Annotated in this window: 8 protein-coding genes; 4 read left to right on the top strand and 4 right to left on the bottom strand. The window is 65.8% G+C overall.

The features are described 5' to 3' along the window. Positions 1 to 609 (top strand): thiamine pyrophosphate-dependent enzyme (locus FVW20_RS16980; RefSeq protein ID WP_231039204.1); only part of this gene is annotated, 609 nt, incomplete at its 5' end. Then, positions 596 to 982 carry an acetolactate synthase small subunit gene (gene ilvN, locus FVW20_RS16975; protein ID WP_231039203.1) on the top strand — a complete coding sequence of 129 codons (387 nt, stop codon included), beginning with the start codon at positions 596 to 598 and terminating at the stop codon, positions 980 to 982. The genes FVW20_RS16980 and ilvN, both read left to right, overlap by 14 nt. A gap of 153 nt (positions 983 to 1,135) precedes the next feature. Here the strand turns inward: ilvN and FVW20_RS16970 are convergent, their stop codons facing one another. From FVW20_RS16970 to FVW20_RS19870, 3 genes are all read right to left on the bottom strand, one after another. Next, positions 1,136 to 2,914 carry a methyl-accepting chemotaxis protein gene (locus tag FVW20_RS16970; protein ID WP_196610515.1) on the bottom strand — a complete coding sequence of 593 codons (1,779 nt, stop codon included), beginning with the start codon at positions 2,912 to 2,914 and terminating at the stop codon, positions 1,136 to 1,138. A 195-nt stretch (positions 2,915 to 3,109) separates the two neighbouring features. Next, entirely contained in the window at positions 3,110 to 6,073 is a 2,964-nt protein-coding gene (locus FVW20_RS16965; protein WP_196610514.1) for a beta strand repeat-containing protein, read from the bottom strand. A gap of 122 nt (positions 6,074 to 6,195) precedes the next feature. Continuing rightward, complete coding sequence (locus FVW20_RS19870; protein ID WP_231039202.1) at positions 6,196 to 8,715, bottom strand: LuxR C-terminal-related transcriptional regulator; 2,520 nt, start codon at positions 8,713 to 8,715, stop codon at positions 6,196 to 6,198. 784 nt (positions 8,716 to 9,499) lie between these two features. On the opposite strand from FVW20_RS19870, the gene FVW20_RS16955 reads away from it, so the two are divergent. Both FVW20_RS16955 and FVW20_RS16950 read left to right on the top strand, forming a co-directional pair. Continuing rightward, positions 9,500 to 10,810, top strand: a complete 1,311-nt coding sequence (locus FVW20_RS16955) for a S1C family serine protease (protein ID WP_196610513.1) — start codon at positions 9,500 to 9,502, stop codon at positions 10,808 to 10,810. A 336-nt stretch (positions 10,811 to 11,146) separates the two neighbouring features. After that, positions 11,147 to 11,584 (top strand): hemerythrin domain-containing protein, encoded by a 438-nt coding sequence (locus FVW20_RS16950; protein WP_196610512.1) that lies wholly within the window; start codon positions 11,147 to 11,149, stop codon positions 11,582 to 11,584. Positions 11,585 to 11,654: 70 nt separating this feature from the next. On the opposite strand, the gene FVW20_RS16945 is transcribed toward FVW20_RS16950, so the two are convergent. Beyond that, positions 11,655 to 11,950, bottom strand: a 296-nt coding sequence (locus FVW20_RS16945; RefSeq protein WP_196610511.1) for a hypothetical protein, incomplete at its 5' end; no start/stop codon positions are given.

Below are 11,950 nucleotides of genomic sequence, written 5' to 3'. Positions count from 1 at the left end.
GACGTGGGCCAGCACCAGATGCGCACCGCCCAGGCCTATCCCCTGCGCGGCCCGCGCCGCTGGCTGACCTCCGGCGGTCTTGGCACCATGGGGTTTGGTTTGCCCGCCGCCATCGGCGCGGCGCTGGCCCGGCCCGAGGCCACGGTGCTGTGCTTCACCGGCGACGGCAGCCTGCAGATGAACATTCAGGAACTGGCCACCGCCGCCGAGGAAGGGGTGAACGTCAAGATCCTGTTGGCCGACAACAATGCCCTGGGTCTGGTGCGCCAGCAGCAGGAACTGTTCTACGAGGGGCGGTTGGTGGCCAGCGCGTACCGGCGCAAGGTGGACTTTGCGCGCATTGCCGAAGGGTTCGGCGTGCCCGCCGTGGATCTGGACGCCAGCGAGCAGCCGTTGCGCGATCTGGCCGATGCCCTGCATGCGCCCGGACCGTGCCTGATCCGGGTCACCGTGCCCGCCGGGGCCAACGTGTACCCCATGGTGCCCCCCGGCGCGGACAACCTGCAAATGATCGGCGGCGAGCCGGAACCGGGCGACGCCCTGCACGAAGATGCCGACGATTGCGACACCCATGCCGAAGCCACCGGAGACCGCCATGTCCACGCCTGATACCGCCCCGCACGACGCGCAGCCCCTTTCGCCCCGCCCCGCCTGCCCCACCGCATTGGCCCCGGACGCCCGCACGCTGGTGGCCCTGCGCCTGACCGTGAACAACCACCCCGGCGTCATGTCGCACGTGTGCGGGCTGTTCGCCCGGCGGGCCTTCAACGTCGAGGCCATCCTGTGCACCCCGGTGAACGGCGGCCAGGTGAGCCGCATCTGGCTGCTGGTGGACGAGGACGAACGGCTGGAGCAGATGGTGCGCCAGGTGCGCAAGCTGCACGACGTGCTGGACGTGCGCCGCCGCCCCGCCGGAGGCGAAGGGTTTGCACGGCTGGCCGAATGCATGGCCGCGTGGGAGCGCGAGACCGCCGGGCAGTAGCGCCGCCCCCTTCCGGGGAAAAACGACGCGTCCCGCCATGGCAGGTGCCATGGCGGGACGCGGGGATGGCCCCCTGCGGGGGGCGTCCGGTCTCCCGGAGGCTGTTTCCGATCAGGATTTCTGTTCGTTGGCAAGGAAAACGGGAAACAGCCCCTACCCGTCTTCGCGCATCTTGCGGATAAGCTCCTGCAACACGTGCGACTGCTGGGCCATCTCGGCCACGGCGGCGGCGGACTGGCGCATCACCTCGGCGGATTCGGCGGAAACCCGGCTGATGTCCTCTATGGATCGGTTGATTTCCTCGCTGGCGGCGGACTGCTCTTCGCTGGCCGTGGCAATGGACCGCACCTGGTCCGACACCGAGGCCGCCAGGTTCACGATGACTCCCAGCGACTCGCCCGACTCCGTGGCCAGGCGGGTCACCTGCTGCACGTGCTGCACCGTGTCGTCCACATGCCCCACGTTGCGGCGGGTGCCGCCCTGAATGCCCGCGATGGCCTGCCCCACCTCCTTGGTGGCCAGCATGGTCTTTTCGGCCAGCTTGCGCACTTCGTCGGCCACGACGGCGAATCCGCGTCCCGCGTCACCGGCGCGGGCCGCCTCGATGGCGGCGTTCAGGGCCAGCAGGTTGGTCTGGTCGGCGATGTCGTTGATCACGGTCATCACCCGACCGATGTCCTCTGCCTGGCGGCCCAGTTCGCCCATGTCGACCTTGAGCTGGTCGGCGGTCTGCTGCACCTGCCCGATGCCCGCCACCACCTGGCGCACCACGTCCTGGCCGCTCAAGGCCTTGTCGCGGGCGCTTTCGGCGGAACTGGCGGCCTCGCCTGCGCTGCGGGCCACTTCCAGCACGGTGGCGTTCATCTCTTCCATGGCCGTGGCGGTTTCCGAGACGCGCTGCATCTGGTGTTCCGCGCCCCGGCTGGCCTGTTCTATCTGCGCGGCCAGTTCCTCGGAGGCGGAGCCAAGCACGCCGGTGACGCCGGTCAGGGTGTCGGCGGCCTGCAACATGCCCTCGCGCTTGGCAGATTCGGCCCGGCGTGTGGCCGCCTCTGCTTCGGCAGAGGCCTGTCTGGCCCGTTCCGATTCGGCGCGGGCCTCCGCAGAGCGGGAATCGGCCTCGCCGATCTTGTCCTTCAGCGTGGACACCATGCGGCACAGGCATTCGGCCAGCACGCCCACCTCGTCGCGGGCATCCACGGTCAGGCATTCTTCCAGCGCCCCGCGCGATACGGCTTCGGAATAGGCAACGGTGCGGTTCAGCGGCACGGTGACCGACCGGGTGATGGCGATGGCGAATCCGGCCAGCACCAGCAGCGCCAGAATGGTGGCCCCGGCCAGCCGGAACATGGTGTCGCTGTAACTGGCGTCGGCTTCTTCGTTATCTGCCTTGGCCGCCTTTTCGATGATTTCGGTAAGCTGGTTGATGACCTCGCGCATGGCCTCGAACTTCACGCCCGTTCCGCCCAGCGAGCTTGCGGCGGCCTTCTGGCGCGCCGCCGGGTCGCCGGAAAGAGCGGCATCCACCACCGCGCGCGAAAGGGGCATCCATGCGGTGCGCGCGCTGTCGTATTGCGGAATGAGCGGTATTGCCGCGTCGTCCAGGGGTAGCTTCTTGTACTTGTTCCAGCGTTCGTCAGACTGGCGCAGGTTGTCTTCGTATTCCTTCTTCAGTCTGTCGATAAGCTTCTTGTCCGCAGGGTCTGCGAACAGCAGTGAACGCTCGGCCACCAGCAACTGTTGCAGGTCACGGTCGGCCTGTATCAGAAAATTCAGGCCGGGCAGCCGGACGTTGGAAACGTCCTTCAGGTTTTCCTGTATGATGCGCGCCCCCATCCAGCCTGCCGTGCCTGCGGCGCCGATGAAGAAGAATGCCAGCAACGAGAGGACGACAAGCCGGGTGGTGATGCCGAACTGGCGGAGAAATCTCATGATTATCCTCGAGCTTTGCGTGTTCGTGACTGACCTGTCGGTATCTTAACATAAGGGGATGGCCCACCTGCAAGTATAAACAGCGAGGTGCTCTCTGCGTCCTGCAGGCGGTTTCCGGATCGTCGTAACGAAGGCGACCCGCCGCAGCGTGCGCTGCGGCGGGTCGTGATACTGACGTGATCTCTCTGGAATGCGTCAGAACTCGTACTTCACTTGCAGCGCGCCGCTCCAACCCTGACGCATGCCGACGTAGCCCTGTGCGCCGAGGTCCACGGAAAAGCCGCTGTCCTCGGCAGGCTTCCACACCAGCCCCACTTCGCCCACGCCCGTGTCTCCGGCCAGCGACGGAGCGGCCACGCTTTGCCCGTTCACCGTGCTGCGTGCCGAACCCTCGAACTCGTGGTCCCACGCCGCCCCCACGTACGGACGGATGTTGGCGGTAAGGTTGTGGCTCAGGCGCGCGCCCGCGCGCAGCCGCTGCGAGTCCACCGCGTCGAAATCCAGGTCGTCGCCAAGGACGGTTGCGGAACTGCCCTCGGTGCGGGTCCAGAAGTACTTGCCGTACATGTCGAGGTCGGTGGTCTCGTCCAGTTCCCACACGTAGCCAAGGCCGCCGTGCGCGCCCACATAGCCGGAGGTGGTCTGATACGAGGCCCGGCCCAGGGCGGGGTTCAGGTCGTCGCTGCGGTAGGTGGTGTGCAGGCTCCCGGCGCGGGCCGAGGCTTCCGCGTACAGGCCCTCTAGCATGCCCTGCGTGGCCTCCAGCCGTGCCAGCAGGCCGCCGCCCTGATAGTTGCTGTCGCCCCAGGCGTGAATGGAATCGTCGCCGCCGGGGCCGTCGTTGTAGCTGTCGTACGAACCCACGCCCGCCTCGAAGAACGGCCCGGCCACCAGGTCCGCGCCATCCAGCCCGAAGCGCTTGGCAAGGCCCAGCATGAGCGACACGCCCCGCGCGTCCACATGCGAACCCGTGGCATAGGTGGACATGCCGCCTGAGGAGGAGCCAAACCCGCCCCAGCCGCCTTGCGCCGCTGCGCCCGCGCTGGCGGCGCGGGCGGACTGCTGGGCGCTGGTCATGCCCTGCCCGCCCGCCAGGTCGGCCCCCTGTGTCAGGGCGGCCACCCCGGCGGCCTGTCCTTCGGACGGGGACTTGCGGATACCCTCATGGCTGTCGGATACCGCGCTCACCGTGGCCTCCAGGGCGTTGCCGCCTGTCACGCCCAGCGTGAACGCATACGCCGTGGAAATGCCCTGCATGCCCGTGGTGGTGTTGGCAAGGGTAGGGTCAGCCGTCAGGCCGCCTGCGCCGGTGGCCTTGATCAGGGTCACGGTATCGCCTGCGGCCAGGGGCGTGCCGCCGCCCACGATGCCGACGCCCACGGTGGTGGCGGGCTTGCCGGTGGGGGTGCGGATATCCACGCCGCTGTCGTCGGTCACCGTGAGCACGGTGTCATTGGCGGCGATGGTGGACGGCAGGTAGAAGTGCAGGTTCTGGAAGTTTTCCAGTTTGTACACGGAGATGTCCTTGGTCCATGTTTCCAGCGTGTTGCCGGTGCGCACGTCGTCGGTCCCGGAAGGACCGGCATAGCTGTAGCCACCACGGAGAATTGTGGTTGAACCGAAGGTGGGAGCGCCCTTGATGCGCACGGTATTGCCCGTGACGCTGCCGCCGCTGCCCATGCCGGACAGGCCGCCGTAGACGTCGCCGTTCACTGTGCCGCCGGATATTTCCACGGTGTTGCCTGTGGCGGAGCCGCCATTTGCGGCTTTGCCGCCGGTTACGTTGTCCGTCACCACCGTGCTGTCGCCGCGAATTATCACGGTGTTGCCGGTGGCGGTGCCGCCATCGTTGGCGAGGCCCCCGTAAACGTTGCCCACCGTGCCGCCGGAGATGTCCACGGTGTTGCTCACGGCATTGCCGGTGCCGCCGACGTAGCCTCCGTACACGCCGTTCACCGCGCCGCCGCTGATGCTTACGGTGTTGCGAGAGGCATAGCCGCTGCCGCTGCCGACATAACCGCCGTAGGCGCCGTTGCTCACCTGCGTGGTGTTGCCGGTGCCTTCCGAGATGTTCACGTTGTTGGCCGAGGCATCGCCGGTGTTGGTGCGGGCTCCGTAGATCTTTCTCACCGTGCCGCCGGTCATGGTCGCGTTGTTGCCCGCGGCATAGCCGGTGCCGAATGCGACGAAGCCGCCGTACATGTTGTCCGCCGTGCCGAGGACCATGGTCACGCTGTTGGACGAGGCATCGCCGGAGCCGGAGCTGACGACGCCTCCGGAAATGTCGCTCGTCTCCACGTAGCCAAGGATGTTCACGATGTTCTCCGTGGCCCGGCCGGAGGAGGTGGAGCCCCCGAACACGTTCCCCACCGTGCCGCCGTAGATGGTCACGGTGTTCTCCGTGGCCCTGCCCGCGCCGGAGTCGACACGTCCGCCGTAGATGCTGCCGTTCACCGTGCCGCCGGACATGGTCACCGTGTTGTGGGATGCGGTGATGGAGGCGTCGGCGGCGTTGTTCACGAAGCCGCCGTAGACGTCGTAGTTCACCACGGTGCCAGACGGGCTCCCGGCGCTGCCCAGGCCATTTATGGTCACGATGTTGCCCAGGGCGCTGCCAGCGGCAGAGGCGCCGCCTAGCACGCTGTCCATCGTGCCGCCGTAGATGTTCACGATGTTATTCGTGGCTTCACCCGTGCCGGAAAGGACATAGCCGCCGAAGATGTACCCGCCGACCTGAGCGTCGTGCAGGGTCACGGTGTTTCGTACGGCGCTGTCGGCCCCGCTGTTGCCGCCGTAAACGGTGCCGGTCACCGTGCCGGAGGTCAGGGTCACGGTGTTGTCGCTGGCGATGTTGAATGTGCTCTGGCCGCCGTAGACGTTGCCGGTGTACCCGCTGTCAGTGACGACGTTGCCGTTGGTGGCGTCGCCGGAGCCGGCCGGGGCCGTGTCGTATTGGCCGACGTAGGCGTTCATGCCGGGGTTGTACGGGTCTGTCTGCTCGGTGCCGCCGGTGTTGGCGGCCCGCAGCGGCCCGCTCAGGGCCAGCAGGGCCAGCAGGGCCACGCCCACCACGGTGACCAGTTGCGGTACGGAAAGGTAGCGTGCGCGGGGGGGCCTTGTGGCGGCATGCGCGGACCGTGGGGGAAAGGGCGAGAACATGGAAGCCTCCTGAGGTGTCGCGGGCGCTTTTTTCAACAGGTCGAGGCACGCAAAAATGCCCGATGCAGCCTAGGTGGCTAGCATCGGGCATTTTTTGCGGCATCACCCGTTTCGGGTGATTTTCACGACAGCAGGCGCTTCATGTCTGACCGGGAGGACGTTCCGACTTTCTGGTAGGCGTTCTTGAGGTGGGTTTTCACCGTGTTAAGGCTGATGCACAGGCGCTGCGCGATTTCCCCGTAGGACAGGCCATCCGCCATCAGGCGGGCCACCTCGTCTTCGCGCCGGGATAGCCCGAACCGGCCCCGGGCGGAGTGCCGCGTGCCTGCGATGGCGCGCCGCCCGGATTCCAGCCGTTCCGCCAGCGAGAACACATCCGAAGCAAATGCCGGGGGCATTTCCGGGCACACGCCTGGGCGCATTTTTTTCAGCAGGGGGCCGGTCCAGGGCCAGCATTCCGCAAACGGCAAAAGCAGGCCGTCCGGCACGGCCAGGGCCAGGGCGGCACGCAGGGAATCTGCGGCGGCGTCGCGTTTGCCCAACATGGACCATGCGGCGGCAACGTGCAGATGGCCGTAGGTCAGGGCCAGGGAATAATCGAGGGCGGTGGCCAGACCCAGGGCCGCTTCGCTTTCGCCAAGCAGCAATTCCGGCTTGCCGGACAGCAGCAGATAGCGGGCGCGGCACAGTTCGGCAAAGGGGAGCACCTGAACGAAGAAGCGCCTGGCCAGTGAACCGGGCGTGGCCTCGCGCAGCCAGGGGGCCATCTCGTCCGGCTGGTGCAGCAGGCTCATCAGGAAGGAGCGGGCCATGTCCGCCGCCATCCGGTTGGCCCGTTGCGGGAATTGGCCCGCGATGTCGGCCATGTTGTCCATGGCGCCGGTAACGGCGGCGGCGTTGCCCCGCAGCATGGCCACCCTGCCCAGAAGAAATTCCGCCCCGATGACGATGCTGGCCTGCTCCCGCAGGGCGGCCTGGTGCCGGGCCGTGTAGCCGGAGATTTCCGCCGTGTCGGCATCGCCCCGGTGCAGCCGGCATTCCGCCTCCATGAGTTCTGGACCGCCCGCCCCGTGCCCCCCGGACAGGGCAAGGTAGTGGGGGCAATACGTCTGCATGTCCGCCAGTTCACCGTCCAGCCGACCGGCCTCGCGGTGGAACATGAAGAGCACGGACACATTGCCGAAGGTCCAGGAATCGTCCAGCCGGACCAGGGATGTCTGCCTGCCCGCCAGTTGCAGCGCGTCCAGCATGCGCACGCCCATGGCCGCGATGTCGTTGTAGCAGGTGAAGGACTCCAGCAGGCGCAGTTCGCCGCGCAGGTAGTTCCGCTGGTCCGTCGCAAAGGGTTCCGTTTCCACGATGTCGGCAAGCTCCGCGAAGAGGGCCCCGAATTCCTCGTGGCAGTTGGCGGACAGCAGGTCGAGGGCCAGCGCGATGGCGGAAAGCGGATGCATGGCCTTCATGGCCCGCGTGCTGTTGGCCGCGATGTCCTTGATAGCGGGAACATAGGCGACGCCGGGCGTGTCCAGCAGGCCTTCGCCCTTCATTCCGGAAAGGTCGAGCGCCAGAATGCGTTCGTAGTCCCGCAGCCGGTAATAGAAGACAAAGGCGTTCTCCAGGTCGCCGGACCTTGCGCACCAGTCGCCAGCGGCAAGCAGCGCGTCGCGGCGTGTTTCTTCCGGCAGTTCGGCAAATCTCCTGCGCGTGAAATCCAGCAGCGTGCTGTGCGGATAGTACAAGCCAGAGGCAGGGTCATGCCGGAGCATGGCATTGTGTTGCAGCGCCGCCCACGTTTTCTGGGTAAGGCGCGCCGTGCCCAGCAGAAACGCGGCCTGCTCCGCGGAAAAGGCGTCAAAGGGAGAAAGGCGCAGCAGCCACTCCTGCCCCGCCTCGTCCAGATTGTCCCAGACCACATCCCGCAGCAGGTCGTCCAGTCCTGAATCATGGGCCTGGCAGAAAGCCGGGGCAAACGCCCCCCGCTCGTTCCAGCGCCGCAAATACAGCGTTGCCGCGATGATCCAGCCCTCGGCGCGGCGGTGCAGTTCCTGCGCCTGCGCCTCGTTGAGCGCAATGCCCGCCCTGGTCGCATATTCCCTGGACTCCGTTTCCGTCAGGCGAAGGTCATCGGCGCTCAGGCGCAGGATGCCGGCCTTTTCATAGGGCAGGATGCGCGTTGCAACGGGCCGGGTGACGACGATGAGCCGCAGGTGAGCGGCTTCGTGTTCCAGAAAGGCCTTCCAGATCGGGGCAGGCACATGGGGGGCAAGGTGGTGGAAATCGTCAAGCACCAGCCAGAAGGGCGCGGGGCAGGGCAGTTCGCGCAGCAGCGCGGCCAGATGCCCCGCGCTGTCCTCGTCCGGCAGGCCAAAGGACAGCATGGTCTTGCCGGTGTGCGCATCGACCTTCTTCATGGTCTGGCAAAAGCGTCGCCAGGCGGCCTGGGGCGATTCCTCGACGCAGACATGACGGATCCAGGTCGCGCCTTCGGGCAGGCGTTCGCGCAGATAGTTCTGTGCGATGGTGGTCTTACCGTATCCGGACGGAGCTTCGATGAACACGCTGCGCATGTTCAGGGCTTCGTGCAGCCTGGCCTTGAGCCGGGGCGAAAAGTACGGAATATCGGTTCGTCGGGGGCGTGGCATGGGCCTCTTGTCTGTATTTCTGTGTGCAGTTGGCTGTTTTTTTTAGCTATAATGCGTTGCGCAGGGCTTTTCAAGCTTGCCGGGCGCTGAATGTATGCTCATGTTTTTTAAACGGTTACCGGGAAAAGTTGTAAGCGTGATGTGTATGCCATCAATGTCTGACATGGCAGGGGAGGGTTAATGAATGTATTGATTGTGTTTACTATGCGTAAAAAATAAATATAAAGATTAATCCATTTTATGTTTGTTAATGTGGAGAGCGCATGTATGTAGAGTTTCAATGTTCATATGCGTATTCTATCCCATGATTGTATTTGTGAATTGATGGAAGCTTTCGTCGTGGCAAAATGCGATTTTTTGCGAGCAATGTATTTTTGATGATATGCGCATTTCGAGATGTCACGGAGCAGTGTGATGAAAGTGCAGTGAGATATTGCGCAACATTTGAAAGGGTTTCCTGCATCGCGTCCGCATGGGGAAACATGCTGCTCCCTTTGGGTGCGACGATCATGATGGATGCCGACATTCTGGACGTGGCGCATCATTTCTGGCGGCGTATCCGTCATGGTTTTTTGCGGCCATGCTGTCGTGAAGGCATGGTTCGCGGGAATGGGGCAGGCATAGCCAGGGACCAGCCGCGCGTGGTGAAGGGAAGGCGCATGCGCTCGCGTTGTTTGCAGGGGGAATGCCCTGCTCTGCGGTTCCGTCTGTATCGACCCTCTTGAATGGCGTGGCGAAGTGTGGTGCAATGCGCAACCCATTCCCCCCCCAGCGGAGGCTCCTCATGCGTTGTCGCAGCATTCTCGCCTGCCTGCTCCTGCTCTGTTGCCTGCCGCTTGTTGCCTGCATGAAGAAGGTGCGGGTGGACCCCGTGCCGGAACCCGCCCTGCGTCCCCTTGCGATGGACGCCAAGGCCCAGCCCATCACGATATACAGGCTTACCCTCAAGATGCGTCGGGGCGAAGTGTTCGGTACGGTTGCCTATGACGGCTTGTGCATCCCGCGCGAGGCCACGACCGCCCTGGGCGAACGCGCCGAACTGACGCGCGACGAACTGGCCGAAGTGTTCCTGGAAGAGGCCGACGGCAGCGGATTCAAGGTGGTGGGCGACACGCGCGCCTTGTTCGACGACCCCGAGAGGTCGCGGGCCAACCTGTGGGTGGGCGGCAATATTACGGAAATCCGCAAGAACATCTGCTTTCCCATGCACGACTGGGGCAACCCCGTGCCCAGCAAGGGCGAGGCCAACATGATGGTGGACTGGGAGGTGTTTTCGCCGGTGGACCGCCAGGTGGTGCTGCGGCGCACAACCACCGGCTACGGGAAACTGGACTCGGCCACGGAGGGAGGCGGCGCCGAGGTGCTGCGCATGGCCTTTGCCCATGCCACGCGGGGGCTGCTGGCGGACGAGGAGTTCCGCAAGCTGGTCACCATGCCCCCCGGTTCCGCGTATGCCGCGTCGCAACTGGCGCAGGCGCAGGAGGCCCGGCCTGTGCTGGCCGACGTGCGCGTCCGGGTGGCCGGGCCGGACACGCCTCGGGTGCCGCTGGACAGCGTGCGCCATTCCGCCGTGCTGGTGCAGATGGGGGACAGCCACGGCTCGGGTTTCGTCATTACCGACGACGGCTACATACTGACCAACTACCACGTGGTGGAAGAATCGGAACGGGCGCGGGTGCGCTTCCAGAACGGAGCGTCGGTGGTGACCCGCGTGGTGGCACGCGACAAACGCCGCGACGTGGCCCTGCTGAAGGCCGATATGGAGGGGCTGCTGCCTCTGTATATCCAGACGGAGGACGTGGCCACCGGGGCAGAGGTGTTCCCCGTGGGCGCTCCGGGCCGGGAGTTCCTGCAAGGGACCATCACGCGGGGTATCGTCAGTGGCTACCGCATGTCGCCTGCAGGCAGGCTGCTGCACAGCGACGCCACGATTTTCGGAGGCAACAGCGGCGGGCCGCTCGTGGACGGTGATGGGCATGTGGTGGGCATAACGGTGCTGACCTATCTGAGCAGATCCGGCGAGATGATGGGGGCAAACCAGTTCATCCCTATCGCCGACGCCCTGAAAGTGCTGGGCATTCCCGCCACGCCCTGATTCGGGTCTGGGTTGGCCGATGCGGGCTGACGCGGGGGTGGTTTTTGCCTGACGCCGCGCGGAAGCATTCGTGCTGGCCGGGCGGAGCGGGCAGTACGCGCAGGGCATGCGCGAGGGGGGGGACGCATCGACAACGCATCTCCATGGAATATCAGGACAAGGGCCGGGCTGCGGGAAACCGCTTCCGGCCCTTCTGCTCTTTCGCAAAAAGTCGTGCCCGAATGTGACCGCGCTCACGGAAGGTGTCCGGGGTGGTGTCTATATGCGGATCGGACGGGCGATATGTGACCGCGCCGTCCACAACACCCCGAACCAATTTCCGCAAGGAGACGCTCCATGGCCCCCATCACCGCAGCGCATTTCATCCGCGACCTCAAGGACGACCACCAGCGCCTGCTGGACACCCTGGAAGAGGCCCGCCGCCTGGGGCTGGGCACGGCAGAGGGCCGCCACTGCCTGTTCACCTGCAAGGAACTGCTGACGCGCCACCTGCGCAAGGAAGACACCATGCTGTACCCCGCGCTGCGGCAGGCCGCAGGAAAGGGCGACCTTGGCAACGTGGCCGATGCCTTTGCCTCGGAGATGCAGTCCATCTCCGGCAGCCTGCTGGAATTCTTTGCCCGCTACGATGCCGGCGCGGGCGCTGCGGATGCGGGTGCGGGCGGGCTGGACTTTGCGCGCGAGCTTGGCCGCATCATCATTGCCCTGAAGATGCGCATCCAGCGCGAGGAAAGCCGCCTCTATCCTGCCTACGAAAAGGCCCGCACCGTGTAGTTGCGGGGTGCCCGGCAAGTGTGCGGGCGCGTGCGGCGGATGACGGAAGCCTCTCCCCCGCCGCGCCGCGTCACCCCCTGCCGCGCAACCACCCCCAGGCCAGGCGCGGTCCCAGGGCCAGCGCCATCGGCACCAGCACCCAGGCCCGGCCTGCCGTCACATCGTAGTCCGCCAGCAACCGTTGCCACGGGTGCCCGGCCACGTAATGCCCGAACAGGAATTCGAAGGCCACGGTCAGGCCCGCCCAGAACAGGCCGGTGGACCACATGCCCCGCGCGCCCCACGCGGGTCCCTGGCGCCGTGCGTAGAGCAGGGCGGCCAGCCCCGCCGCCGCGCAGAGCAGCAGCGTGCTGGCCAGGTGGGCGG

It is taken from the genome of Nitratidesulfovibrio oxamicus, from assembly GCF_015731765.1.
Classification (GTDB): Bacteria; Desulfobacterota; Desulfovibrionia; order Desulfovibrionales; family Desulfovibrionaceae; genus Cupidesulfovibrio; species Cupidesulfovibrio oxamicus.
The sequence above is the reverse complement of the archived record's forward strand: the minus strand, read 5'-3'. Positions and strand labels throughout refer to the sequence as shown.

Bases quoted from the DNA above. Each gene is read 5' to 3' on its own strand.
- FVW20_RS16970 (WP_196610515.1), bottom strand. From the start codon at position 2,914: ATGAGATTTCTCCGCCAGTTCGGCATCACCACCCGGCTTGTCGTCCTC.
- FVW20_RS16950 (WP_196610512.1), top strand. From the start codon at position 11,147: ATGGCCCCCATCACCGCAGCGCATTTCATCCGCGACCTCAAGGACGAC.
- FVW20_RS16965 (WP_196610514.1), bottom strand. From the start codon at position 6,073: ATGTTCTCGCCCTTTCCCCCACGGTCCGCGCATGCCGCCACAAGGCCC.
- FVW20_RS19870 (WP_231039202.1), bottom strand. From the start codon at position 8,715: ATGCCACGCCCCCGACGAACCGATATTCCGTACTTTTCGCCCCGGCTC.
- ilvN (WP_231039203.1), top strand. From the start codon at position 596: ATGTCCACGCCTGATACCGCCCCGCACGACGCGCAGCCCCTTTCGCCC.
- FVW20_RS16955 (WP_196610513.1), top strand. From the start codon at position 9,500: ATGCGTTGTCGCAGCATTCTCGCCTGCCTGCTCCTGCTCTGTTGCCTG.